Genomic DNA, 24,109 nt, shown 5'->3' with positions numbered 1-24,109 from the left:
ATGACCAGACAGAAAGCACTCATCGTCGATGACGAGCCCGATATCCGCGAACTGCTGGAGATCACCCTCGGCCGGATGAAGCTGGATACCCGCAGCGCCCGCAACGTGAAAGAGGCCCGCGAGCTCCTGGCCGCCGAACCCTTCGACCTGTGCCTCACCGACATGCGCCTGCCCGACGGCACCGGCCTCGACCTCGTTCAGCACATCCAGCAACGCCACCCTCAAGTGCCCGTTGCCATGATTACCGCCTACGGCAGCCTGGACACGGCCGTCAACGCCCTGAAAGCCGGCGCCTTCGACTTCCTCACCAAACCGGTGGACCTCGGCCGGCTTCGCGAGCTGGTGGCTGCGGCCTTGCGCCTGCGCACCAGCAGCAACGGCGACACGCCGATGGACAACCGCCTGCTCGGCGACTCCCCGCCGATGAAGTCTCTGCGTAACCAGATCCAGAAGCTCGCCCGCAGCCAGGCCCCCGTGTACATCAGCGGCGAATCCGGCAGCGGCAAGGAGCTGGTGGCCCGCATGATCCACGAGCAGGGCCCGCGCCATGAAGACCCCTTCGTACCGGTCAACTGCGGCGCCATCCCGTCGGAGCTGATGGAAAGCGAGTTCTTCGGCCACAAGAAAGGCAGCTTCACCGGCGCCATCGAAGACAAGATCGGCCTGTTCCAGGCCGCCCACGGCGGCACCCTGTTCCTCGATGAAGTGGCCGACCTGCCCCTGCCCATGCAGGTGAAACTGCTGCGCGCCATCCAGGAAAAAGCCGTCCGCACCATCGGCGGACAGCAGGAAGTGGTAGTGGACGTGCGCATCCTCAGCGCCACCCACAAGGACCTGGCCGCAGAAGTGGCTGCAGGACGCTTCCGCCAGGACCTCTATTACCGCCTGAACGTCATCGAACTCAGCGTCCCTCCGCTGCGCGAGCGCCGCGAGGACATCCCGCAACTGGCCGACGTCATGCTCAAGCGCCTGGCGGCGGACAGCAGCGCCGCGGCCAGCATCACCCGCGATGCGATGGAGAAGCTCAAGAGCTACCGCTTCCCCGGCAACGTCCGCGAGCTGGAAAACATGCTGGAACGGGCCTACACGCTGTGTGAGAACGACCAGATCCAGCCTGAAGACCTGCGCCTGACGGATGCACCGGCGGCTTCCGAAAACGGCGAAGCCGACCTCGCGCAGATCGACAATCTCGAGGACTACCTGGAAGAGGTGGAGCGCAAGCTGATCATGCAGGCGCTCGAGGAAACCCGCTGGAACCGCACCGCCGCAGCCCAACGCCTGGGCCTGACCTTCCGCTCGATGCGCTACCGCCTGAAGAAACTGGGGATCGACTGATCCCCAGGCCGATCAGGCCAGCGGCTTCAAGCGCGCCGATGGCGCGTAGGGCGCCGGGTCGACGATAGGCTCACGCCCGAGCATCAGGTCGGTCAGCAGCCGACAGGACGCAGGCGCCAACACCAGGCCGTTGCGGTAATGGCCGCAGTTCAACCAGAGCCCATCGAACCCCGGGACCGGCCCTATAAAGGGAATGCCATCCGGCGAGCCCGGACGTAGCCCCGCCCAATGCCCCACCACCTCGGCATCCGCCAGGGCTGGCAGCATCTCGATCGCCGATGCCCTCAGGCTCTCCAGCGCCGACTCGGTCGGCGTCTTGTCGAATCCCTCGTGCTCCAGGGTGCTGCCCACCAGGATGTGGCCATCACGTCGCGGAATCGCATAGCGCCCCTTGGCCAGCACCATGCTCGGCAGGAAATCCTCTGCGCACTTGAACAGGATCATCTGCCCCTTCACCGGCTCCACCGGCAGGTCGAGCCCCAGCGTCGCCAGCAACTCCCCGCTCCAGGCCCCCGCGCAGAGTACAACGCGATCGGCACGGATATCGCCCTGCGCCGTGCGAACACCAACGACCTGCCCTTCCTCGTGAATGAAGCCATCGACGGCGCAATCTTCCCGAAGCGTGACGTTAGGCAGTTGAAGCAGGGCTTCGCGTAGGGCGCGAGTCAGGCGAGGGTTGCGGACGTTGGCGACGTCGGCCATGTGGATGGCGGTGGAGTAGCCCTCGGCCAATGTAGGAACAGCAACCTTGACCGAGCTGATCGCCACGCGAGAAACCGGGCGATTGCGCTCTGCGGCCCACGCCAGAGCCTGCACCTCATCGTCCAGATCGAGCCAATACAGACCCGTTACGTGAACCTCGGGATCGGTTCCGGTTTTCTGCAGCAACTCCTGACCGAGGGGCGGGTAAAAGTCCTGCGACCAATGAGCCAGGGCCGTCACGGCATCGCTGTAACGCCATGGATAGAGCGGCGATACAATTCCACCGCCCGCCCACGAGGACTCTCGACCAGCGCGCTGGCGCTCCAAAAGCACGACATGCTCTGTTTCAGCAAGCTCAAGGGCAGTCAGTAACCCTATCGCCCCCCCACCAACAATCAGGACAGACACCACAACCTCCTCTTAGAACTCCAGGGAAATGGAGAACAACACATGGACGTACACAAGCATCAGGGCCTGACCCTGCTCGAACTGCTGATAGGCCTGGCCTGCCTAGCAATACTGCTAGGCCTGGGAACACCCGCCATCACGCACATGCATGATCAGCACAAGCTTTCATCTTTCAGCAGCGAACTCTCCCACTCCATCCAACTTGCTCGGCATCAGGCGTTGGCACACAACGCGCGGACCACGCTGTGCCCGCTGGACGACGACAATCGCTGCTCCAGAGACTGGAGCGGCATCTTGAGCATTTTCGAAGACTGGGAAGGCGAGCGATTGCTCCGCAGCGAGCACAACCTCATAAGGGTTCTTGAATTGCCCGATGGACTGGAGCTCACCTGGCGAGGCATGGGAGGCGGCCATGCCCTCCACTTCAACGCTCAGGGACATACGTTCGTGAGCAACGGCACATTTCTCGTGAAATCAAAGATTTCTGGCACAAGCCGGCGAATCGTTGTCAATCGTCAAGGCAGGTCGTTTCTCAAGGAAGCAGAAGAATAGTCTGAATGAACGGCCAGGAATACCGCTCGTGCCCAACTCAATGCCGACCATCCTCGGGTGTTTGAGGTTGCCTCTCCGGCTCGCTAGCTTACAGGCTGAGCAGAGGAGCTTTCATGGAACGTACACGCGGGTTCAGTTTGATTGAATTGATGGTGACCGTCATCATCCTGGGGATAGTGGCCGCTATCGCACTCCCTAACCTTGCGGGCTTCGTCATCCGCCAGCGCGTGGGGGGGCAGGCCAGCGAGCTGATGAACGCACTAGTATTCGCTCGTGTGGAGGCCACCAAACTGAATGCCAATGTGGTCGTCCTCCCAGCGGCTAACAATGAAGACGGGTGGACCAATGGCTGGTGTGTCGGCACCACCGCCATCAACGATTGCAGCGACGCGGCCGTGATCCGTAACTTCCAGGGGTCACCGAGTGACGTCCAGATCAACTCCCCCTACCTGCAAGCCACCAACCGGCTGACATTCCGCCGCGACGGCACCTTGTTGTCCGGCATCAGCGCCCAGGCCTTCAAGGTCACCTCCAGCAAACTCAAGGCAGACGACGCCACTGCACGCTGCGTGTACGTGAACGCCATGGGCAAAGCCTCCATCAAGAAGGTCAATCGCGATGCAGATTGCTAATTTCACCCGCCAGCAACTGGGCGCTTCACTGATCGAGGTATTGATCGCCCTGGTGATCTTCGCGGTCGGACTGCTCGGCTTCGCGGCCTTGCAGCTCAATGCACTGCAAAGCTCCGGTGATAGCAGCCAGCGTACCCAGGCGACCTGGGTAGTACAGGAACTCGCGGAGCGCGTTCGTGCCAATCCAGAGGCCGCGCTGGCCAGTTACGCCAGCGCGCCCAACTGCAGCAACCTCCCGGCCCAGCGCTGCGCTGACTATTACAACCCCATCAGTGGTGCCAAGGTCAACGCGACCAACTGCACAGCTGCACAGATGGCGGCGTTCGACCGCTGGGAAGCCCAGTGTCCCTACAGCGGCAACAACACCTACTTGGCTGACGCTACCGCTCGTGAAGGCCGCTACAACAGCCGGGACTTCATGGCTCTAGCCGCGAGCGGCACTCCTCCCCTGGCCGTCGTCGCCTCTGGCACTCAGCTCACGATCACGGCGAACTGGCAGAGCAAGGCAGAGAAGAACTCCAACGGACAGAACCTGTCCGGAAGCGTGCAGGTGCAACGATGAATCACAAGTACCCCTACCACCTGTCCAAGCGCCAGGCTGGCCTGAGCCTGGTCGAACTGATGATCGGCCTGACCCTTGGGTTGATCCTGCTACTTGGTGTGATCCAGGTATTCATCGCCAGTAAACAGACGTTCGCCACCAACGACGCCATGTCCAAGCTTCAGGAGAATGGACGCTTCGGGCTGGAGTTCATCAGCCAGAGCGCCAGGCTGGGCGGCTACCTGTCTCCAGGTGCCCCGCTGGATCGCCCCCTGCCCATCGAGAAAGAGGGCTGTGGCGTCGGCGATTCCAGTAACAATCCCTGCGCTGTAAACGGTAGCGGCAGCAACTCAGATGTTGTCAGTTTCACGTTCGAGCCCCCTATCATCGACGGGGTAAAGCGCGACTGTGCGGGCGCTACCGTTCCCGATAATAACTTAGTGACTAATACTTATTTCATACTGGAGCCGGACGCCAACAACCCTCTCCCAGCGCTCGCCTGCAAATCATTCAATCGGACCACTGCATCAGTACTCACCTCGCAGCAACGACTCATCGACGGCATCGATGCCCTGCAGGTGCAGTACGGCGTGGATACCGCCGGGGACTCCAAAAGCGTCAATCAATTCGTGTCCTCGGACCGCGTAACCAACTGGACCAAGGTCATTGCCGTTCGCATCGCCTTGCTAGCCAACTCGGTCGATGTCCTGAATCCGGCACCGCCGCAGCGAAACTTCTACCTGCTGGATGGGGCTCCGCTCTCATTCAACGATGGGCGGGCGCGGCAAGTGTTCACCACCACCATCCAGTTCAAGAACAACTACTGAGGCCTGACGATGAAAGCAGTCCCCCCGCTCGCCTCTCAGGCCGGCGCCACCCTGATTGTCGCGCTGGTGTTTCTGGTAGTACTGACCGCTGCCGGCATCACGGCCGTTCGCTTTGCCACGAACGATGAACGCATGGCCAGCAGCAATCAGTTCCGCAATACGGCCTTCCAGGCAAGCCAGACGGAAATCCGCGCCCAACTTTTGCGCTTCAACGTCGTAGCCAATCGTCAACCCTTGATGTCCGCGATGGAGGCAACCGCTGTCACCAGTCCCTCCAGCGCGCCCAATGGCGAGTCTAACGCGACCATCATCGCGCGCTTCCCCAATCTTCGTGAGCTGCAGACCCTGACGACGCGGACCGCTACGAGCGCGATACCTCAAACGCCCAAGCTACGCAGCATGGGTGATCTGGATTGCGCCAGTTTCGGCCAGGGCTATTCCTTCGGTAACTACACCTGCCGCCAGTATGAAGTGAGAAACGTCGCGACCATCGGTACCAGCGGCGCCTATTCCGACCAGACCCAGGGCCTGGTCTTCTTCAACCTCAAATAAGCTTCGGAGCCAGATATGAACCTGTACACAAAGCTGAGCGCCGTTGCCTTATTGGCAGCCACTTTCGCTGCCTCGACTTCGGCGGATGAAACCCAAGAAGCGCCTCCCAAGTATGTCGAAAGCGCCATCATCATTCTCAACCTGACCAACAAGGCTGATGAAGGAGCCTCGGGCTATCTCCTCGCCACCCCTTGCACCGGGTGCGAACCACTGAAGATGCAAGTGACAAAACAGACCACTCTTTACCTTCAAGGCAAACCCAGCAGCTTTTCCGAGCTGGGAATGAAAATCGACTGGCAAGGCTCGGTGTTCTACGAACCTGGCACACCGCCAACCGTCACCGAACTTTTCCTGAATTAAATCCGAGGGACCATCATGAGCATCAAGAGACAACTCGCCATAGGCGCCTCGGCCTTCGCGTACCTGAGCCTTTCGCTAAGCACTGCACTGGCTGATGACACGGAAATCTACACGACACGTGAACTGCCTGCGGATCAGCGTGTACGCCCCAACATCCTGTTCGTGATCGATACATCCGGCTCCATGCAGAGTGGTGTCCCTGGCACCAACTGCAACTCCCTGACCCCTATCGATAGAACCTCGGACGGTATTCCTCGAGACTGGTGTACCAGCACCGAAGCCAGGACCAACCGCACCAACAACGGCCAATTGACCCGCATCCAGGTGGTCAAGGAAGTGGTCAATCAACTGGTCGATGAGTTGGCTCTCTCCAACGACTCCAATATCGGCCTCGTCCGTTTCAGCTCGGACGACGAAGGAGGATTCGTCAACGTACCGGTCCAACAGGCCGGCACCGTCGCCAATACCTTCAAGACCCAGTTGAACAGTTACTATGCCAGCGGCTCCACGCCGCTGCTGGAGACCTACCACGAGGCGGCGCAATACATGCGGGGCGCAGCCTTGGTGTATGGCAATAGTTCTCGAGGCGTAATCGAGAACGGCAAAAACACTACTACACGCAATCCTTGGAACAGTGCAACAGCATCCTATTCGGGCTCCAGCTACCTGTCGCCCATCCAGAACTCCTGCCAGAAATCCAACATTATCGTGCTGACCGACGGTCTGCCGAACAATGACAGTGGCAGCAACACAGCTATCCAGAACTTGACTCGTACCGGCACCGCCAACACCAATTACACCTCCTGTAACCGCGGCTATCCCACAGACGGTGAAGCCAACGCCGGTTGCTGGATGCCGGGCCTGGCCGAGTGGCTGGCCAATAACGACAACGGCCCCGCCTCGGTCAATGGCAAGCAGACCATTTCGACCTACACCATCGGCTTCGGCAACATCAGTGACACCCGCCTGCTGAGCGATACTGCGGCCCTGGGCCAAGGCAAGTTCTTCACCACCAATGACACATCGGGCCTGGTGACCTCGCTGAAGTCGATCATCGTCGACATTCTTGCCGAAAACACCACCTTCACGACACCAACGGTTTCGGTGAGCGCCTATAGCAACTTCGGCTACCGCAACGATCTCTACTACGCATTGTTCCGCCCTGCAAAGGGCGCCCGGTGGTTGGGCAATATCAAGAAATACAAGGCGACGTCGGACAGCAGCGGCAACCTAGTGGTGACGGATGCCAACAGCAACAACGCGGTCGACTCCGCTACCGGCTTCTTCGCGGACAGCGCACAGAGCTACTGGAGCGCCTCGCCTGACGGCAAGAATGCCGGCCTGGGTGGCGCTGCCAGCCGTTTGACGGACCCGGCCAACCGCAAGCTCTACACCTATACCGGCAGCAACCTCGAGCCGCGCACCAATGCCGGTACCACTTCGGTCAACCTGACCGGGTCCGCTCACCTGCTCCTCAACAGCAATACAGCCTTGACCAAGGCAATGCTGGGTGATGCGAGCATGACCGACGCCTACAAAGGCAACCTCCTCACCTGGGCACGCGGCACCAACCCGGCAGATAGCAGCATTCGCGCGCAGATCGCGGACGTATTGCACAACGCCCCCAAGGTCGTTGCATACACCAGCGATGAAGACATCGCGCGTATCTCCGCTGGCACGACACAGGACAAGCTCGCCCTGTTCTATGGCACCAACGAAGGCTTCATCGGCGCGATCAATCCCGCCAATGGCAACGAACTCTTTTCGTTCATCCCCAAGGAACTGCTAGGCAACCTGAAGTCCTATTACGACGATCCCCAGGGGAGCATCAACAAGAAGTACGGGATCGATGGCCAGTTCGACCTCAAGGTGGCCTACGGCACTCGCAACCCCACCACCAACCTTCGCGCAGTCAGCGGCGTCACCCTATATGCAGGCATGGGGCGTGGCGGTCGCAACTACTATTCGCTGGATATGACGCCGACCACTGCAGGCGATCCGGCAACCATCCAGCCCAAGCTGAATTGGGTCATTCGCGGCGGCTCGGGCGGCAGCACCGGTTTCTCGCGCCTCGGGCAGACCTGGTCGACCCCCAAGGTAGCCAAGGTCAAGTGGAACGGCACAGTAACCGACGTACTGATATTCACCGGTGGCTACGATACCAACCAGGATAACGATGCGACGCCGGACAACCCGAAAAACGACTCCTATGGCAACGCCCTCTATGTGGTGAACGCAAACACGGGCCAAAAACTGTGGATGGCGGGCCCAAGTGGCGATACCGATGCAAACCTCACGCTTTCCAGCATGACCAACAGCATGCCGGCAGACCCGGCGCTGGTCGACCTGGGCGGCGACGGGCTGATCGACACCATTTTCACCTCTGATACACGCGGGCAGATTTTCCGCTTTGACATCAATCAGAGCAACACCAGCGCCAGCAACTTCGCGACTGGCAACCGTATCGCCAACATCGGCGGCACTGACGCGACAAACAACCGCCGCTTCTACAATCAACCTGACGTTGCGCTGATCAAGGAGCGCGGCGGCCAGTCGTACTACACCATCAGCATCGGCTCCGGTTATCGTGGGCACCCGCTGAGCGAGGCTGCACTGGATCGTTTCTATGTAATCAGGGACAAGAACGTCTACTCGGCCCCCACCTATTGCTCCGCAACGGTGACCACCAACTGCACCGCGTCGATCACCGAAAGCAATCTGGTCGATGTGAGCAGCGTCAACCTGACCAGCGCGCAAGCCCAAGACATCCAGAACCAGATAAATACCAAGCGTGCGGAGATCGACACACTCACAGCAGCGGAAACCAACGCGCGCAATGCATTGACCGCCTACCAGACCAGTATTGGCTATACCGCTAAGCTCAACACCCTGGTGGAAACCAATACGACGATCAATCAGAAGCAAAGCGCGATCGACACCATTCTCCGAAACGACCCCTACGTGAAGGCTCATGCGGCTGAAACCGACAGCCGTACGCAGTCCCACAGCCTGGTGGTATCCGCTCAGAGCGCTCTGGCCCAGCTCAATGCACAGACTCCGACGACCCCTGCCGCCAGCAGCTTCCAGGCTGCGGAACTGGACAACGCCCAGGGAACGGATGTCGGCGCGCTTCAGGCCAGGATCACCGCCGCACTGAACGACAGCAACCTTTCCAGCCAATATGCAGCCATCATCGCCAAGCAGAACCAGATCACGGCAACCAAGGCAGCAGGGGGCGACGCCAGTGCCCAGGAAAGCGACCTGAGTACCCTGACGGAGGCCTACGAATCTTCGGCGGCCTATCAGACTCGGCAGACTCTGATAACAAACCTGAGCGGCATCAATGACAAGGTCACTCAGATCGCAGCACTGCAGGCGCAGATCATCGCCGCCTACAACCTGGGCACTCCTGCAGGAGATAGCGATGCCGCAAGCAAGCTGACACAGCTCGACGCAGCCAAAACATCGCTTACGAGCCTCCTACCCGGTGGGCTCCCGGCGGTTCCTGCCGGCACCACCAACGGTGATCTGATCGCTCGTACCGAAACCCAGAACCAGACCAACCTCGAGGCGATCAGCTCCCCGCTCGTGACCCAGGCCAATCTCCTGACCAGCCTCGAGGGCGAACGCCTGACCTTGGCTGGCCAGGCATCGACCCTGCAATCCGAGCTGCAGGCACTGGCCAACCAGGCTTACAGCGCCAGCAGCAACCTGCTGAACGCAACCCAACTCGCAGAGGCCACGGCGCAGGATCCAACGCCACCGCTCACCCAGTTCGACGCCTACAACTATCTGATCAGCAAGGCCCAGGCTGCAGCCGTTGCCGGCATTCCGACCAAGCGTCAGGAAATCAACACGTTGTATGCGCAACTGACACCGGGTGATAGCTACACGCCCAACCCGACCCTGTTGGCGAACAGCAGTGGCTGGTTCATCCGATTCCCCACGGGCGAGAAAGTCCTGTCCAGCTCGACCAGCTTCGCGGGGTCCGTACTCTTCACCACGTTCCGCCCCAGCGGCCAGCAAACGACCACCTGTGGTCCGGACGTAGGGCGCGGCCGCTTCTACGCACTGAACCTGATCGATGCCAGCGCAGTGTTCACACAGACGGTTAGTGGCACCAAAACCCCGGTACGCAGCTTCGACCTGGCCCACGGCGGCATTCCGCCCAAACCGGCGACCATCCTGCGCGACGACAATCGTGTAGGCTTGCTCTGCGGTGCCGAAGGCTGCACACCGCCTGATACAACGTGCGTGGACGGCGCGCAGATATGCGAAACCAATAAAGCGATACGCGACCTCTACTGGAGAGAAAACTGATGGTCAAACAGAAGGGGTTTACCCTGGTAGAGCTGCTTATAGTCGTAGCGATCATCGGCATTCTTGCCGGGATTGCTTACCCCAGCTATCAGAACTACGTGATGCGCACCGGGCGCAGCGATGGACAGACCTGGCTGATGCAGATCATGCAAGCCCAGGAGCGCTACTATTCGCAGAATCAGAGTTACACGACCAACCTGGGTACGGGCGGGCTCGCCTATCGCAATGCTGCAGGCATCGCCATTGCAGCGAACGGTGCAGTCATCTCGGAAAACGCGCGCTACAGCATCAACGCAAACGCCTGCACCGGCACCACCATCGATAAGTGCGTAATTCTCACCGCTACCCGCCAGGGACCACAAACCGCAGACTCCTGCGGCAACCTGACCCTGGATAGCCGCGGAACCAAAGGCGCTGCGACAACAGGCTGCTGGTAAGACAACAGAAACAAAAAAGGGCCCAACAGGGCCCTTTTTTCATTCCAGCAGGAATCACACCACCTTCAGCCGCAACTCCTTCGGCATCGAGAAGGTGACATTCTCCGGCCGACCATCCAGCTCGACAGCAACCTCGGCGCCCCAGGCGCGGAGTTGCTCGATCACGCCTTGCACCAGCACTTCCGGTGCAGAGGCGCCGGCGGTGATGCCAACGCGGGTCACGCCCTCGAACCATTCCGGCTTCATGTCCTCGGCGCCGTCGATCAGGTAGGCCGGGGTACCGATGCGTTCGGCGAGTTCGCGCAGACGGTTGGAGTTGGAGCTGTTGGGGCTGCCGACCACCAGGACCACTTCACTCTCGTCGGCGAGCTGCTTGACCGCGTCCTGGCGGTTCTGGGTGGCGTAGCAGATGTCGTCCTTGCGCGGGCCGCCGATGCTGGGGAACTTGCTGCGCAGGGCGTCGATGACGCGGCTGGTGTCGTCCATGGACAGGGTGGTCTGGGTGACGAAGGACAGCGCCTCGGGGTTGCGCACCACCAGGTTTTCGACGTCGGTTTCATTTTCCACCAGGTAGATGGCGCCGCCGTTGCTGCCGTCGTACTGGCCCATGGTGCCTTCGACTTCCGGGTGCCCGGCATGGCCGATGAGCACGCATTCGCGGCCGTCACGGCTGTAGCGCGCGACCTCCATGTGCACCTTGGTCACCAGCGGGCAGGTGGCGTCGAAGACCTTCAGGCCACGGCGGTCGGCTTCCTGGCGTACGGCCTGGGAGACGCCGTGGGCGCTGAAGATAACGATGACATTGTCCGGCACCTGGTCCAGTTCCTCGACGAACACCGCACCGCGGGCGCGCAGGTCCTCGACCACGAACTTGTTGTGTACCACTTCGTGACGCACGTAGATCGGCGGGCCGAAGACTTCCAGCGCGCGGTTGACGATCTCGATGGCGCGATCGACGCCAGCGCAGAAGCCGCGGGGGTTGGCGAGTTTGATTTGCATGCTGTCTACCTCTTGGCCTTGCGGCCGCCCTCCCCTGCGGGAGCTGAAATCACGCCGGCTCGACTGCCAGAATCTCCACCTCGAAGCGCAGCGATTTGCCGGACAGCGGGTGGTTGAAGTCGATGGTCACATGGCTGTCGTCGAAGCGCTTCACCACGCCAGGCAACTCGGTGTTGGCGGCGTCATTGAAGATGATCAGCAGGCCTTCGGAGAGTTCCATGTCCTGAAACTGGCTGCGCGGCATCACCTGCACGTTCTGCGAGTTCGGCTGGCCGAAGCCCTGCTCCGGCTCGATCGGCAGCACCCGTTTGTCACCGGCCTTGAGACCGAACAGTGCGCCCTCGAAACCCGGCAGCAGGTTGCCATCGCCGACCTTGAAGGTGGCCGGCTGGCGGTCGAAGGTGCTGTCGACGACATCACCGTTCTCCAGCTTGATGGCGAAATGCAGGGTGACCCGAGCATCCGGACCGATGCGCGACTCAGTGGCGAGAGACTCAGTCATGAGCGGGTTCTCCGGACTTCTTCGACTTGAACATATCCAGCGCCAGTATGATGGCGCCCAGGGTGATGGCGCTGTCGGCCAGGTTGAATGCCGGGAAGTACCAGCGATCCTGCCAATGCACCAGGATGAAGTCGACCACGTGGCCAAGCACCACGCGGTCATAGAGGTTGCCCAGTGCGCCACCGAGGACCATGGCCAGCGCAATGGCCAGCCAGGTTTCGTCGGCCTTCAGGCGCTTGAGCCAGACCACCAGCACGCCGCTGACCACCAGGGCGATCAGGGCGAAGAACCAACGCTGCCAGCCGGAGCTGTCGGCGAGGAAGCTGAAGGCGGCACCGGTGTTGTAGACGTGAATCCAATCGAACCAACCGGGGATGACGGTGATCCGTTCGCGGAACGGAATCACATCCAGCACCACCCACTTGGAACCCTGGTCCAGCACGAAAACCAGCACGCTCAGCAGCAGCCAGCCGAGACGGCCAAAACGGGCCTCAGGCATAGTGGCGAACCTCACCAGCACCTTCGATGTTCTCGACGCAACGGCCGCACAGCTCGGGGTGCGCGGCGTTCACGCCGACATCCGCGCGGTGGTGCCAGCAACGGCCGCACTTGGCGTGGACGGACTTGAGGATCTTCAGCTTCAGGCCCGGCACCTCGGTTTCCACTGCATCCGCCGGTGCGGCCGCCAGGGGCTGCACGTCGGCGGTGGAGGTGATCAGCACGAAGCGCAGTTCGTTGCCCAGCTTGGCCAGCTTGGTAGCCAGGGATTCCTCGGCGAAGACGGTGACCTCGGCCTGCAGGCTGCCGCCGATGGCCTTGGCGGTACGCAGGTTCTCCAGCTCCTTGTTCACCGACGCCTTGACCGCGACCACGTCCTCCCAGAAGGCGTTGCTCATCTCGAAGCCTTCCGGCAGCTCGCTCAGGCCCTGGTACCAGGTGTTGAGCATCACCGACTCACCACGCTCGCCCGGCATGAACTGCCAGACTTCCTCGGCGGTGAAGGCCAGGATCGGCGCGACCCAGCGCACCAGCGCCTCGACGATATGGAACAGCGCGGACTGGCAGGAACGACGCGCCAGGCTGTCGGCCTGGGTGGTGTACTGGCGGTCCTTGATGATGTCGAGGTAGAAGCCGCCCAGTTCCTGCACGCAGAAGTTGTGCACGCGGGAGTAAACGTTCCAGAAGCGGTACTCGCCGTAGGCCTCTTCCAGCTCGCGTTGCAGCTGCAGGGTACGGTCCACGGCCCAGCGATCCAGGGCCAGCATGTCTTCCACCGGCACCAGGTGCTGCGCCGGGTCGAAGCCCGAGAGGTTGGAAAGCATGAAGCGCGTGGTGTTGCGGATGCGGCGGTAGGCATCGGCGCTGCGCTGCAGGATCTGCTGGGAAACGGCGATCTCGCCGGAGTAGTCGGTGGACGCAACCCACAGGCGCAGGATGTCGGCACCCAGGGTGTCGATCACCGTCTGCGGCACCACGGTGTTGCCCAGGGACTTGGACATCTTGCGGCCGGACTCGTCGACGGTGAAGCCGTGGGTCAGCAGCGCGCGGTACGGCGGGTGGTTGTCGATGGCGCAACCGGTCAGCAGGGACGAATGGAACCAGCCGCGGTGCTGGTCCGAGCCTTCCAGGTACAGGTCGGCACGCGGGCCGGTGGCATGGCCCAGCGGGTGCGAGCCGCGCAGCACGTGCCAGTGGGTGGTGCCGGAGTCGAACCACACGTCCAGGGTGTCGCTGATCTTGTCGTATTGCGGGGCCTCATCGCCCAGCAGCTCGGCGGCGTCCAGCTTGAACCAGGCTTCGATGCCCTCCTGCTCGACGCGCTTGGCCACTTCTTCCATCAGCTCGACGGTGCGCGGGTGCAGCTCACCGGTGGCCTTGTGCAGGAAGAACGGGATCGGCACACCCCAGTTGCGCTGGCGCGAGATGCACCAGTCCGGACGGCCGGCGATCATGTTGTGCAGGCGCGCCTGGCCCCAGGCGGGCACGAACTCGGTCTGCTCGATGCCGGCCAGCGCGCGCTCGCGCAGGGTGGCGCCTTCGTTGGGCTGCTTGTCCATGCCGACGAACCACTGCGCGGTGGCGCGGTAGATCAGCGGGGTCTTGTGGCGCCAGCAGTGCATGTAGCTGTGGTTGATGCTCTCGTGCTTGAGCAGCGCACCGACTTCTTCCAGCTTGGCGACGATGGCCGGGTTGGCCTTCCAGATGAACTGGCCGCCGAAGAAGGGCAGGTCCTGGACATAGACGCCATTGCTCTGCACCGGGCTGAGGATGTCGTCGTTGCTCATGCCGTAGTGTTTGCAGGAACGGAAGTCGTCCTCGCCATAGGCCGGCGCGGAGTGGACCACACCGGTGCCGGCACCCAGCTCGACGTACTCGGCCAGGTAGACCGGCGACAGGCGCTCGTAGAACGGGTGGCGGAAGCGGATGTTCTCTAGCGCTTCGCCCTTGGCGGTGGCGATCACCTGGCCTTCGAGGCCGAAGCGCGCCAGGCAGGACTCCACCAGCTCTTCGGCCAGCAACAGCAGGCGCGCGCCGGTATCGACCAGGGCGTAGTTGAACTCGGGGTGGACGTTCAGCGCCTGGTTGGCCGGGATGGTCCAGGGAGTGGTGGTCCAGATGACGATGGCGGCCGGCTTGGCCAGGCTCGACAGGCCGAATGCCGCGGCCAGCTTGTCGGCGTCCTCGACCAGGAAGGCGACGTCGATGGCGTCGGACTTCTTGTCCTGGTACTCCACCTCGGCCTCGGCCAGGGCGGAACCGCAATCGAAGCACCAGTTGACCGGCTTCAGGCCCTTGAACACGAAGCCCTGCTTGACCATCTCGGCCAGGGCGCGGATCTCACCGGCCTCGTTGGCGAAGGCCATGGTCTTGTAGGGGTTGTCCCATTCGCCCAATACACCCAGGCGGATGAAATCGGCCTTCTGCCCTTCGATCTGCTCGGCGGCATAGGCACGGCAGAGTTCGCGGGTCTTGTCGGCGGGCAGGTTCTTGCCGTGGGTGGTCTCGACCTTGTGCTCGATCGGCAGGCCGTGGCAATCCCAACCCGGCACGTACGGGGCATCGAAGCCCGCCAGGGTCTTGGAGCGGACGATGATGTCCTTGAGGATCTTGTTGACCGCGTGACCGATGTGGATGCTGCCGTTGGCATAGGGCGGGCCATCGTGCAGGACGAACTTCGGGCGGCCCTCACCGATCTGGCGCAGCTTCTGATAGAGCCCAATGGAGTCCCAGCGCTGCAGGGTCTCCGGCTCACGCTGGGGAAGACCGGCCTTCATCGGAAATGCCGTTTCCGGCAGGTTGAGGGTCGCTTTGTAATCGGTCATGTCAGTCCAGGCTCATCATTGAATTGGGATGCCTTGCCAGTAGGCACGGGCTGCGGCGACGTCCGCGTCGATCGCCGACTTCAACGCCTCGAGGGAGGCGAAACGCTGCTCTTCACGCAGCTTGTGGTGGAAGGTCACGCTGATGCGCCGGTCATACAGATCGGCGGAGTAATCCAGCAGGTGCACTTCCAGGTGGGCCTTGCCATCCCCCTTCACGGTGGGACGCACGCCGATGTTGGCAACGCCGGGGCGGCGCTTGCCGTCCAGTTCGACGCTGACCAGAAAGACCCCGGAAAGGGGAACGCGCCGACGCTTGAGCTGCACGTTGGCCGTGGGCGTACCCAGTTGGCGCGCCAGCTTCTGCCCGTGCAGCACCCGCCCGGTGATGGAAAAAGGCCGGCCCAGCAGGCGCTCGGCCAGGGCGAAGTCGGCAGCGGCCAGGGCCTGGCGCACGCGCGTACTGCTCACCCGTACATCATCCAGCTCGACGGTGGCGGCAGCTTCCACGCTGAAGCCTTCGGCCGCACCGGCCATCTGCAGGAATGCGAAGTCGCCGGCGCGATCACAGCCGAAACGGAAGTCATCGCCCACTTCCAAATGCTTGACCCCAAGCCCCTCGACCAGCACCGCATGCACGAACTCGGCGGCGCTGAGTTCGCGCAGCCGGCGGTTGAAGGCCAGGCACAGCACGCGGTCGACGCCTTCGGCAGCCAGCAACTCCAGCTTGTCGCGCAGGCGGGTCAGCCGCACAGGGGCGGTATCGGGGCCGAAGAACTCGCGGGGCTGCGGCTCGAAAATCACCACGCAGCTGGGCACGCCCAACTCGGCTGCGCGCTCGCGCAAGCGTTTGAGAATGGCTTGATGGCCACGGTGTACGCCGTCGAAATTGCCGATGGTGGCAACGCAACCCCCAAGTTGGGGCCGCAGGTTATGGAGGCCTCGGACCAGCTGCATAGCACACGTCTTGTTCACAAAGTGGCCGAATTATACGCACACCCGCAGCCAGACAACAGGCGCCGCTGACGGGCCGCGCCGATGCCCGATCAGGCGGCCCCGGGAAGCTCAGATCGCACGTCGGGCGAAGTGTCGCAGGCGGAAGCCAAGCAACGCCAAGGTAGCGAAATAGCTCAGCACCCCTGCCGTGACCAACCCACCCAGGCGCAACAGGCGCACCAGCATGTCGCCCTGGTCCCAAGCCGGTAGCAGCCACATGCCGCCCACCAGCACCGCCGCCATCAAGGCCACCGCCACCAGCAGCTTGGTCAGGAACATCGGCCAACCGGGCTGCGGCTCGAACAGCTTCTGCCGGCGCAATTGCCAGAACAGCAGCGCGGCATTGAGGCAAGCGGCCAGGCCAATGGCCAATGCCAGCCCGGCGTGCTGCAGCGGACCAATGAAGACCAGGTTCATCAGTTGCGTCGCAACCAGGGTAAACAGGGCGATGCGAACCGGCGTGCGCAGGTTCTGCCGGGCGTAGAAGCCAGGCGCCAGCACCTTGACCAGGATGATCCCCAGCAGCCCCGCCGAGTAGGCGATCAGCGCACGCTGGGTCATCTCGGCGTCATGGGCGCTGAACTTGCCGTACTGGAACAGCGACACCGTCAGCGGCTCGGCGATCAGCGCCAGGGCCAGGGCACAGGGCAGCACCAGCAGGAAGCACAGGCGCAGCCCCCAGTCCAGCAGTTGCGAATAGGCCTGGCGATCATCACTGGCATAAGTCTTGGCCAGCGACGGCAGGAGAATGGTGCCCAGGGCCACGCCCAGCACACCGGACGGCAACTCCATCAGGCGATCGGCGTAATACATCCACGACACCGAGCCGGCCGCCAGGAAGGACGCGAAGATGGTGTTGATGATCAGCGAGATCTGGCTCACCGAAACGCCGAAGATCGCCGGCCCCATCTGCTTCATCACCCGCCATACGCCGCTGTCCCGCAGGTTCAGGCGCGGCAGCACGAGCATGCCGATGCGTTTCAGGTGCGGCAGCTGGTACAGCAACTGCGCCAGGCCGCCGGCCAGGGTCGCCCAGCCCAGGGCCATCACCGGCGGGTCGAAATAAGGTGTCAGGAACAGCGCGAAGATGATCATCGCCACGTTCAGCAGGGTCGGCACGAAGGCCGGCACGGCGAAACGGTTCCAGGTATTGAGCACAGCCCCGGCCAGGGACGAGAGAGAGATAAGGAAGATGTAGGGGAAAGTCACCCGCAGCAGCGAGGTGGTCAGCTCGAATTTTTCCGGCGTATCGGTGAAGCCCGGCGCCGTGGCCCAGATCACCCAGGGCGCGGCGAGCATGCCGATGGCCGTGACAATCGCCAGCACCAGCGTCAGCAAGCCGGATACATACGCCAGGAAGGTGCGGGTCGCTTCCTCCCCCTGCTGGCTCTTGTACTCCGCCAGGATCGGCACGAAGGCCTGGGAGAACGCGCCTTCGGCGAAAATCCGCCGCAGCAGGTTGGGCAGCTTGAAGGCAACGAAGAAGGCGTCGGTCGCCACGCCGGCACCGAAGATGCGCGCCACGATGGTGTCGCGAACGAACCCGAGGACCCGAGAAAGCATGGTGATGGAACTGACGGCCGCCAGCGATTTGAGCAGGTTCATAAGGTCAGGCTGCTTGCATTCCGGGGTGAACATGAAGGGTTTGCGCCCGGCGGGCGGGGCCGCAACCAGGCCAACGCGCTGGTTTTCGGAGGCCGCGAGTGTAGAGCCGGTGCAGAAATAAATCACGCTGCCCGCCGATCTGAGGTACGCTCGTCGCCCCTTTGTAGGGAAGCCGTACCTGCCCTTGACATTGCTTCATCGCATCGGCATGATTCGCGGCCTTATTTGTTTGTATCCCCCCAGTTTTCGAGGAGCTTGACGGTGGCCAATACACCTTCTGCCAAAAAACGCGCAAAACAGGCTGAGAAGCGTCGTAGCCATAACGCCAGCCTGCGCTCCATGGTCCGTACCTACATCAAGAACGTCGTCAAGGCGATCGATGCCAAGGACCTGCCCAAGGCCCAGAACGCCTACACCCTGGCTGTTCCGGTAATCGACCGCATGGCCGACAAGGGCATCATCCACAAGAACAAAGCTGCTCGTCACAAGAGCCGCCTGAACGCCCACATCAAGGCGCTCGGCCAGGCTGCTGCCTAAGCTTTGCTTCCGATGAAAGACCGGCCCCAGGGCCGGTTTTTTATTGCCCACGAAAAAGCATCGCCGAAGCGCGACCACAAAAAAGCCCGGCGAACCGGGCTTTTGATCTTCAGCGCGACTCGGCCCAAGGCAGGATCGGGATCGCCGTGACCGCATTCTGCGGACTGCCCTCGATCACCCGATCGCTGTACACCAGGTACACCAGCGTATTGCGCTTCTGGTCGAAGAAACGCACCACCTGCATGGTCTTGAACACCAGCGAGGTGCGCTCTTTAAACACCTCCTCGCCATCCTTCAATTCACCCTTGAAGTGAATCGCCCCCACCTGACGGCACGCGATGGAAGCCTCGGCACGATCCTCGGCCAGGCCGAGCCCACCCTTCACTCCGCCGGTCTTGGCGCGCGACAGGTAGCAGGTCACGCCATCCACCTTGGGGTCATCGAAAGCCTCGACGACGATCTTGTCGTTCGGCCCCACCCACTTGAACACGGTGGAGACCGAACCGATCTCCTCCGCAGCGGCCAGCAAAGGCATGCACAACACCAATGCCGACAATCCCTTGATCACGCGCATCCGAACGCTCCTTCAGACCAGAACCAGATTGTCCCGATGCACCAGCTCGGGCTCATCGACATAACCCAGCAGCTTCTCCACCTGTTCGGAGGACTGCCCGATGATCTTCTGCGCCTCCAGGGCACTGTAGTTGACCAGGCCGCGCGCCACCTCGCGCCCATCCGGCCCGACACAGACCACCATCTCGCCACGACGGAAGCTGCCCTGCACGGCCTTCACGCCCACCGGCAGCAAGCTCTTGCGATCGTCACGCAGGGCCTTCACGGCACCCGCGTCCAGCACCAGGGTGCCACGGGTCTGCAGATGGCCAGCCAGCCACTGCTTGCGTGCCGCCAGCATGCCGCGCTCGGGCGCCAGCAGGGTACCCAGGCGCTCGCCCGCCTTGAGGCGATCCAGCACCCGCTCGATGCGCCCACCAACGATCACCGTATGCGCGCCGGAACGGGCCGCCAGGCGCGCCGCACGCAGCTTGGTCTGCATGCCGCCACGCCCCAGTGCACCACCGGTGCCGCCCGCGACGGCGTCCAGCGCCGGGTCATCGGCACGGGCCTCGAAAATCAGCTGGGCATCGGGATTGTGGCGCGGATCGGCATCGAACATACCGTCGCGATCGGTGAGGATCACCAGCAGGTCGGCCTCGACCAGGTTGGCCACCAGGGCCGCGAGGGTGTCGTTGTCGCCGAAACGGATTTCGTCGGTCACCACCGTATCGTTCTCGTTGATCACCGGAATGGTACCGAGCTCGACCAGGGTGCGCAGGGTGCTGCGCGCATTGAGGTAGCGCTTGCGATCGGAGAGGTCGTCATGGGTCAGGAGAATCTGCGCGGTGTGCCGGCCATGCTCGCCAAAACTCGACTCCCAGGCCTGCACCAACCCCATCTGCCCCACCGCAGCCGCAGCCTGCAATTCATGCATGGCTTTCGGCCGAGCATTCCAGCCCAGGCGACTCATGCCCGCCGCCACAGCGCCAGAGGAAACCAGCACCAGCTCGACCCCGGCATTGCGCAGGGCCACCATCTGCTCGACCCAGACCGCCATGGCATCACGGTCGAGACCACGACCATCCGCCGTCAGCAGCGCACTGCCGATCTTGACCACCCAGCGCTGCGCGCCCGTCACCTTGTCCCGCATATCTTCCAACCTTAGCTAGAAAGCCGTGCGACCCATGGCGCACAGCCTATGGCGATCATTTGCGCCGAGCGGCGCATTCATCAGGGAACGTAGAAGATTTCCGGACCGTCGCCGTCGTCTTCGTCATCATCGAAGTCATCGTCGTCATCGTCCGCACCGGCGCTCTTCAGCCCGGCACGGCGCAGGGCACGCTGATCGTCCAGCGCCTGCAGACGGGCACGCGCCTCGTCCTCGATGCGCTGATCTAGCTCGGCGAGCTCCTCGGCGTACTCGGGCTCCTCGCTCATGCGCAGGGTGCGCTCGTCGAGGTAGCGCATGATGTCCTGGGACAGGGCTTCGGTGCCTTCGCGCTCCAGGGCGGAGATAACATAGACCGGACCCTCCCACTCCAGGCGCTCGATCACCGCCTTCAGGCGAGCCTCGCGATCCTCGTCGAGAAGCTGGTCGGCCTTGTTCAGTACCAGCCAACGGTCACGCTCGGTGAGCGCGGGACTGAATCGACCCAGCTCCTCGATGATGGTGGCAGCCGCTTCAGCCGGATCACTCTCGTCCAGCGGCGCCATATCGACGATATGCAGCAGCAGGCGGGTACGCGCCAGGTGCTTGAGGAAACGGATACCCAGGCCCGCGCCTTCGGCAGCGCCCTCGATCAGGCCAGGAATGTCGGCCACGACGAAGCTCTTGTAGCGCCCCACGCTAACCACGCCCAGGTTCGGCACCAAGGTGGTGAAGGGGTAATCGGCAACCTTCGGCTTGGCCGCGGAAACGGCACGGATGAAGGTGCTCTTGCCCGCGTTCGGCAGGCCCAGCAGGCCGACGTCGGCCAGCACCTTCAGCTCCAGCTTGAGGTCACGGGAATCGCCCGGCTTGCCGTTGGTGGTCTGGCGCGGAGCACGGTTGGTGCTCGACTTGAAACGGGCGTTGCCCAGGCCATGCCAGCCGCCCTGGGCGACCATCAGCCGCTGACCGGGCTTGGTCAGGTCGCCGATGATTTCCTGGGTGCCGGCATCGATGATGGTGGTCCCGACCGGAACGGGCAGGACCAGATCCTCACCCTTGCGCCCGGTGCAGTCCTTGCTGCCGCCGTTCTCGCCACGCTGGGCGTCGAAACGACGGGTGTAGCGATAGTCGACCAGGGTGTTCAGGTTCGGGTCGGCCTCCATGAACACGGAGCCGCCGTCACCGCCATCGCCGCCGTTGGGGCCGCCCTTCTCAATGAATTTTTCGCGACGGAAACTCATCAGGCCGTTGCCGCCGTCACCCGCTTTTACAAAGATCGATACTTCATCGACGAATTTCATCAGGACGCCTCCCGCCACGCGGGACGGGTTGAAAGAAAAAAGAACACAAGGATACAGGGAAGCCCGCGCAAATCGGAGTTTCCATCTATCAGAAACAAAAAAGCCCCGTCGCGAGACAGGGCTTTTGCAGCGGAGTCGCGATTAGGCCGCGACGACGCTCACGTACTTGCGACCGAAAGCGCCTTTGACCTCGAACTTGACCACGCCGTCCACTTTCGCGAACAGGGTGTGGTCTTTGCCCAGGCCAACGCCGTAACCGGCGTGGAACTTGGTGCCGCGCTGACGCACGATGATGTTGCCGGCCTTGATGACCTGGCCGCCGTACAGTTTCACGCCAAGGCGTTTACTTTCTGAGTCGCGGCCGTTGCGGGTAGAACCGCCAGCTTTTTTGTGTGCCATGAGTCAAATCCTCCAAAAAAGGAAATTAGGCCTGGATGCCGGTGATTTTGATTTCAGTGAACCACTGGCGGTGGCCCTGGCGCTTCATGTGGTGCTTACGACGGCGGAACTTGATGATGCGCACTTTGTCGTGACGGCCTTGAGCGACCACTTCAGCGACTACTTTGGCGCCATCAACGACCGGAGCGCCGATTTTCACGTCGTCGCCATTGCCGATCAGCAGAACGCGATCGAAGGTCACGGATTCGCCGGTAGCGATCTCGAGCTTCTCGATCTTGAGGAATTCACCTTCAGCGACTTTGTATTGCTTGCCGCCGGTAACGATAACTGCGTACATGGATTTTCTCCGTTAAACCTGCTCACCCGACGCTTTATAGAAATAAGTAGGGGTCGGCATGGCTGCATGGGGCCGGAACTGGAACCCGTGCAATTGCGTAAGGCAGGAAAATGCCCAAGGAAGTTCAGGGGCCGCGATTGTACGCAAGCCATGATTGCCGCGCAAGCACCGCTGGTACTCGCCTTGACAGCCCCCACCCTGCCCCCTAGCATGCCGCGCAACCTCAAAGGAGCACCCCTCGCTGATGCAACCCCAGGCCTTCTACCGCGTGGTGGCGGACGATTTTACCGCAGTCGACGACATCATCCGTCGGCAACTCACCTCCCGCGTTCCCCTGGTGGAAAAGATCGGCGACTACATCGTGTCCGCCGGCGGCAAGCGCCTGCGTCCGCTCCTGGTCCTGCTCAGCGGCAACGCCCTGGGCTTTGGCGGTGAGCAACTGCGCCTGCTCGCCGCCACCATCGAATTCCTGCACACCTCCACCCTGCTGCACGACGACGTGGTCGATGCCTCCGGCCTGCGCCGTGGCCGTTCCACCGCCAACGCGCTGTGGGGCAACGCGCCGAGCGTGCTGGTGGGCGACTTCCTCTATGCGCGCTCCTTCGAAATGATGGTGGAACTGGGCTCGATGCCGGTGATGCGCATCATCTCCCAGGCCACCCGCGTGATCGCCGAAGGCGAAGTGCTGCAGCTGTCGAAGATCCGCGACGCCAGCACCACCGAAGAAACCTATATGGAAGTCATCCGCGGCAAGACCGCGATGCTCTTCGAGGCCTCGACCCACAGTGCCGCCGCACTGGCCCAGGCCCCGGCCGAACAGGTCGAAGCCCTGCGCACCTTCGGTGACTACCTGGGCATCGCCTTCCAGTTGGTGGACGACCTGCTCGACTACCGCGGCGATGCCGCCACCCTGGGCAAGAACGTCGGCGACGACCTCGCCGAAGGCAAGCCCACCCTGCCGCTGATCGCCACCATGCGTGACGGCACCGCCGAGCAGGCCGCCGTGGTCCGCCAGGCCATCCAGCAGGGCGGCAGCCAGGACCTGGAAGGCGTCCGCGCAGCCGTCGAAGCCGCCGGCGCCCTGGACTACACCGCCCGCCTCGCCCGCGACTACGCCGAACGCGCCATCGCCTGCCTGGAAGTGCTGCCGAGCAACGAATACCGCGACGCCCTGATCGAGCTCACTCGCTTCGCCGTGGCACGCACGCACTGATCCAACCCCGCATCACCAGAAGCCCGTCCTCGCGACGGGCTTTTTATTGCGCCATCGCCAACTCCTTCCGAACCAGCTCACAACGCAGTGGATACGGGACGCGGGAGAAGACTCGGGCGCACCCTCCAGCGTGACCTGGATCAAGCAGACGACGAAAGGCTGCAAATCGCGCTTGCCATTTTGATAATAGGAATTATTCTCATCTCACTGCTTTTCAAGGAGATGAGCCATGACCTACCTGATCGATGCCTGGCTGGATCGCCCGCACCCCTACCTGCGCATCCTCCACCGTGAAACCGGCGAAGTGTGCGCCATCCTCGAAGAGGAAGCCCTCGACGAACTACGGGACCAGGGGGATCTCGACCTCGCCGGCCTGACGTCCAGCGAGCCCTTGATACTCAAGGAGCTGGTGCGCAGCCTGTTCCTCTTCTGCTATGCACGGGCACTGCGTCCGCATAACGAAATCCAGCTGCACTGAGAGGGGTTCAGATGACGCAGGACGCGTCATCCGCATGGTTGGTGCCCCGGG

24 protein-coding genes are annotated in these 24,109 nt (G+C 62.4%); 12 read left to right on the top strand and 12 right to left on the bottom strand.

Going from position 1 to position 24,109, the window contains the following annotated elements:
- Positions 1–1,335, top strand: coding sequence for a sigma-54-dependent transcriptional regulator (locus PSm6_RS15530; RefSeq protein WP_021219360.1), 1,335 nt, complete (start codon positions 1–3; stop codon positions 1,333–1,335).
- A gap of 12 nt (positions 1,336–1,347) precedes the next feature.
- Here the strand turns inward: PSm6_RS15530 and thiO are convergent, their stop codons facing one another.
- Positions 1,348–2,445 (bottom strand): glycine oxidase ThiO, encoded by a 1,098-nt coding sequence (thiO, locus tag PSm6_RS15525; protein ID WP_265167690.1) that lies wholly within the window; start codon positions 2,443–2,445, stop codon positions 1,348–1,350.
- A gap of 42 nt (positions 2,446–2,487) precedes the next feature.
- On the opposite strand from thiO, the gene PSm6_RS15520 reads away from it, so the two are divergent.
- From PSm6_RS15520 to PSm6_RS15485, 8 genes are all read left to right on the top strand, one after another.
- Positions 2,488–2,997: a GspH/FimT family protein gene (locus PSm6_RS15520; protein ID WP_184488762.1), complete on the top strand. Its 510-nt coding sequence runs from the start codon at positions 2,488–2,490 to the stop codon at positions 2,995–2,997.
- A gap of 113 nt (positions 2,998–3,110) precedes the next feature.
- On the top strand, positions 3,111–3,629 hold the full coding sequence (locus PSm6_RS15515; RefSeq protein WP_043243741.1) for a GspH/FimT family pseudopilin: 519 nt from the start codon (positions 3,111–3,113) through the stop codon (positions 3,627–3,629).
- A complete protein-coding gene (pilV, locus tag PSm6_RS15510; RefSeq protein ID WP_265167689.1) occupies positions 3,616–4,191 on the top strand; it encodes a type IV pilus modification protein PilV in 576 nt (191 codons plus the stop codon). Before PSm6_RS15515 ends, pilV begins: the two co-directional genes overlap by 14 nt.
- Positions 4,188–4,997, top strand: a complete 810-nt coding sequence (locus PSm6_RS15505; protein ID WP_265167688.1) for a PilW family protein — start codon at positions 4,188–4,190, stop codon at positions 4,995–4,997. Before pilV ends, PSm6_RS15505 begins: the two co-directional genes overlap by 4 nt.
- A 9-nt stretch (positions 4,998–5,006) precedes the next feature.
- Entirely contained in the window at positions 5,007–5,549 is a 543-nt protein-coding gene (locus PSm6_RS15500) for a pilus assembly PilX family protein (protein WP_265167687.1), read from the top strand.
- A 15-nt stretch (positions 5,550–5,564) separates the two neighbouring features.
- Positions 5,565–5,909, top strand: a complete 345-nt coding sequence (locus PSm6_RS15495) for a hypothetical protein (protein WP_265167686.1) — start codon at positions 5,565–5,567, stop codon at positions 5,907–5,909.
- Between the two features lie 15 nt (positions 5,910–5,924).
- On the top strand, positions 5,925–10,229 hold the full coding sequence (locus PSm6_RS15490) for a PilC/PilY family type IV pilus protein (RefSeq protein WP_265167685.1): 4,305 nt from the start codon (positions 5,925–5,927) through the stop codon (positions 10,227–10,229).
- Positions 10,229–10,666 (top strand): type IV pilin protein, encoded by a 438-nt coding sequence (locus PSm6_RS15485; protein WP_265167684.1) that lies wholly within the window; start codon positions 10,229–10,231, stop codon positions 10,664–10,666. The genes PSm6_RS15490 and PSm6_RS15485 overlap by 1 nt, the downstream gene beginning before the upstream one ends.
- A gap of 54 nt (positions 10,667–10,720) precedes the next feature.
- On the opposite strand, the gene ispH is transcribed toward PSm6_RS15485, so the two are convergent.
- The 6 genes from ispH to murJ form a co-directional block, all read right to left on the bottom strand.
- Positions 10,721–11,665, bottom strand: coding sequence for a 4-hydroxy-3-methylbut-2-enyl diphosphate reductase (gene ispH / locus PSm6_RS15480; RefSeq protein WP_265167683.1), 945 nt, complete (start codon positions 11,663–11,665; stop codon positions 10,721–10,723).
- A gap of 49 nt (positions 11,666–11,714) precedes the next feature.
- On the bottom strand, positions 11,715–12,167 hold the full coding sequence (locus PSm6_RS15475; protein ID WP_043243724.1) for an FKBP-type peptidyl-prolyl cis-trans isomerase: 453 nt from the start codon (positions 12,165–12,167) through the stop codon (positions 11,715–11,717).
- Positions 12,160–12,666 carry a signal peptidase II gene (lspA, locus tag PSm6_RS15470; RefSeq protein ID WP_265167682.1) on the bottom strand — a complete coding sequence of 169 codons (507 nt, stop codon included), beginning with the start codon at positions 12,664–12,666 and terminating at the stop codon, positions 12,160–12,162. The genes PSm6_RS15475 and lspA overlap by 8 nt, the downstream gene beginning before the upstream one ends.
- Positions 12,659–15,490 (bottom strand): isoleucine--tRNA ligase, encoded by a 2,832-nt coding sequence (gene ileS, locus PSm6_RS15465; protein ID WP_265167681.1) that lies wholly within the window; start codon positions 15,488–15,490, stop codon positions 12,659–12,661. The genes lspA and ileS overlap by 8 nt, the downstream gene beginning before the upstream one ends.
- A gap of 15 nt (positions 15,491–15,505) precedes the next feature.
- Positions 15,506–16,444 carry a bifunctional riboflavin kinase/FAD synthetase gene (gene ribF, locus PSm6_RS15460; protein WP_265167680.1) on the bottom strand — a complete coding sequence of 313 codons (939 nt, stop codon included), beginning with the start codon at positions 16,442–16,444 and terminating at the stop codon, positions 15,506–15,508.
- 108 nt (positions 16,445–16,552) lie between these two features.
- On the bottom strand, positions 16,553–18,088 hold the full coding sequence (gene murJ / locus PSm6_RS15455; RefSeq protein ID WP_265167679.1) for a murein biosynthesis integral membrane protein MurJ: 1,536 nt from the start codon (positions 18,086–18,088) through the stop codon (positions 16,553–16,555).
- Between the two features lie 261 nt (positions 18,089–18,349).
- Between murJ and rpsT the strand changes: the two genes are divergently transcribed.
- A complete protein-coding gene (gene rpsT / locus PSm6_RS15450) occupies positions 18,350–18,625 on the top strand; it encodes a 30S ribosomal protein S20 (RefSeq protein ID WP_031287647.1) in 276 nt (91 codons plus the stop codon).
- Between the two features lie 109 nt (positions 18,626–18,734).
- Here rpsT and PSm6_RS15445 read toward each other — a convergent pair whose 3' ends face one another.
- The 5 genes from PSm6_RS15445 to rplU form a co-directional block, all read right to left on the bottom strand.
- Positions 18,735–19,199, bottom strand: coding sequence for a CreA family protein (locus PSm6_RS15445; RefSeq protein WP_263400622.1), 465 nt, complete (start codon positions 19,197–19,199; stop codon positions 18,735–18,737).
- Positions 19,200–19,211: 12 nt separating this feature from the next.
- Positions 19,212–20,330: a glutamate 5-kinase gene (gene proB / locus PSm6_RS15440; protein ID WP_265167678.1), complete on the bottom strand. Its 1,119-nt coding sequence runs from the start codon at positions 20,328–20,330 to the stop codon at positions 19,212–19,214.
- Positions 20,331–20,410: 80 nt separating this feature from the next.
- Positions 20,411–21,631 carry an Obg family GTPase CgtA gene (gene cgtA / locus PSm6_RS15435; protein WP_265167677.1) on the bottom strand — a complete coding sequence of 407 codons (1,221 nt, stop codon included), beginning with the start codon at positions 21,629–21,631 and terminating at the stop codon, positions 20,411–20,413.
- Between the two features lie 141 nt (positions 21,632–21,772).
- Positions 21,773–22,030, bottom strand: a complete 258-nt coding sequence (gene rpmA / locus PSm6_RS15430) for a 50S ribosomal protein L27 (protein WP_031287649.1) — start codon at positions 22,028–22,030, stop codon at positions 21,773–21,775.
- Between the two features lie 25 nt (positions 22,031–22,055).
- On the bottom strand, positions 22,056–22,367 hold the full coding sequence (gene rplU, locus PSm6_RS15425) for a 50S ribosomal protein L21 (protein WP_021219380.1): 312 nt from the start codon (positions 22,365–22,367) through the stop codon (positions 22,056–22,058).
- Positions 22,368–22,611: 244 nt separating this feature from the next.
- Here rplU and PSm6_RS15420 point away from each other — a divergent pair, with 244 nt between their 5' ends.
- Positions 22,612–23,580, top strand: a complete 969-nt coding sequence (locus PSm6_RS15420; RefSeq protein WP_021219381.1) for a polyprenyl synthetase family protein — start codon at positions 22,612–22,614, stop codon at positions 23,578–23,580.
- Between the two features lie 229 nt (positions 23,581–23,809).
- Entirely contained in the window at positions 23,810–24,058 is a 249-nt protein-coding gene (locus PSm6_RS15415; RefSeq protein ID WP_021219382.1) for a PA4570 family protein, read from the top strand.
- The last annotated feature ends 51 nt before the right edge of the window (positions 24,059–24,109 follow it).

The organism is Pseudomonas solani (assembly GCF_026072635.1).
In the GTDB taxonomy this organism is placed as follows: Bacteria; Pseudomonadota; Gammaproteobacteria; order Pseudomonadales; family Pseudomonadaceae; genus Metapseudomonas; species Metapseudomonas solani.
The sequence above is the reverse complement of the archived record's forward strand: the minus strand, read 5'-3'. Positions and strand labels throughout refer to the sequence as shown.

What these genes read in the sequence shown, in the direction of transcription:
- PSm6_RS15530 (WP_021219360.1), top strand. Translation starts at nt 1, where the DNA reads ATGACCAGACAGAAAGCACTCATCGTCGATGACGAGCCCGATATCCGC.
- PSm6_RS15520 (WP_184488762.1), top strand. Translation starts at nt 2,488, where the DNA reads ATGGACGTACACAAGCATCAGGGCCTGACCCTGCTCGAACTGCTGATA.
- PSm6_RS15515 (WP_043243741.1), top strand. Translation starts at nt 3,111, where the DNA reads ATGGAACGTACACGCGGGTTCAGTTTGATTGAATTGATGGTGACCGTC.
- pilV (WP_265167689.1), top strand. Translation starts at nt 3,616, where the DNA reads ATGCAGATTGCTAATTTCACCCGCCAGCAACTGGGCGCTTCACTGATC.
- PSm6_RS15505 (WP_265167688.1), top strand. Translation starts at nt 4,188, where the DNA reads ATGAATCACAAGTACCCCTACCACCTGTCCAAGCGCCAGGCTGGCCTG.
- PSm6_RS15500 (WP_265167687.1), top strand. Translation starts at nt 5,007, where the DNA reads ATGAAAGCAGTCCCCCCGCTCGCCTCTCAGGCCGGCGCCACCCTGATT.
- PSm6_RS15495 (WP_265167686.1), top strand. Translation starts at nt 5,565, where the DNA reads ATGAACCTGTACACAAAGCTGAGCGCCGTTGCCTTATTGGCAGCCACT.
- PSm6_RS15490 (WP_265167685.1), top strand. Translation starts at nt 5,925, where the DNA reads ATGAGCATCAAGAGACAACTCGCCATAGGCGCCTCGGCCTTCGCGTAC.
- PSm6_RS15485 (WP_265167684.1), top strand. Translation starts at nt 10,229, where the DNA reads ATGGTCAAACAGAAGGGGTTTACCCTGGTAGAGCTGCTTATAGTCGTA.
- ispH (WP_265167683.1), bottom strand. Translation starts at nt 11,665, where the DNA reads ATGCAAATCAAACTCGCCAACCCCCGCGGCTTCTGCGCTGGCGTCGAT.
- PSm6_RS15475 (WP_043243724.1), bottom strand. Translation starts at nt 12,167, where the DNA reads ATGACTGAGTCTCTCGCCACTGAGTCGCGCATCGGTCCGGATGCTCGG.
- lspA (WP_265167682.1), bottom strand. Translation starts at nt 12,666, where the DNA reads ATGCCTGAGGCCCGTTTTGGCCGTCTCGGCTGGCTGCTGCTGAGCGTG.
- ileS (WP_265167681.1), bottom strand. Translation starts at nt 15,490, where the DNA reads ATGACCGATTACAAAGCGACCCTCAACCTGCCGGAAACGGCATTTCCG.
- ribF (WP_265167680.1), bottom strand. Translation starts at nt 16,444, where the DNA reads ATGCAGCTGGTCCGAGGCCTCCATAACCTGCGGCCCCAACTTGGGGGT.
- murJ (WP_265167679.1), bottom strand. Translation starts at nt 18,088, where the DNA reads ATGAACCTGCTCAAATCGCTGGCGGCCGTCAGTTCCATCACCATGCTT.
- PSm6_RS15445 (WP_263400622.1), bottom strand. Translation starts at nt 19,199, where the DNA reads ATGCGCGTGATCAAGGGATTGTCGGCATTGGTGTTGTGCATGCCTTTG.
- proB (WP_265167678.1), bottom strand. Translation starts at nt 20,330, where the DNA reads ATGCGGGACAAGGTGACGGGCGCGCAGCGCTGGGTGGTCAAGATCGGC.
- cgtA (WP_265167677.1), bottom strand. Translation starts at nt 21,631, where the DNA reads ATGAAATTCGTCGATGAAGTATCGATCTTTGTAAAAGCGGGTGACGGC.
- rpmA (WP_031287649.1), bottom strand. Translation starts at nt 22,030, where the DNA reads ATGGCACACAAAAAAGCTGGCGGTTCTACCCGCAACGGCCGCGACTCA.
- rplU (WP_021219380.1), bottom strand. Translation starts at nt 22,367, where the DNA reads ATGTACGCAGTTATCGTTACCGGCGGCAAGCAATACAAAGTCGCTGAA.
- PSm6_RS15420 (WP_021219381.1), top strand. Translation starts at nt 22,612, where the DNA reads ATGCAACCCCAGGCCTTCTACCGCGTGGTGGCGGACGATTTTACCGCA.
- PSm6_RS15415 (WP_021219382.1), top strand. Translation starts at nt 23,810, where the DNA reads ATGACCTACCTGATCGATGCCTGGCTGGATCGCCCGCACCCCTACCTG.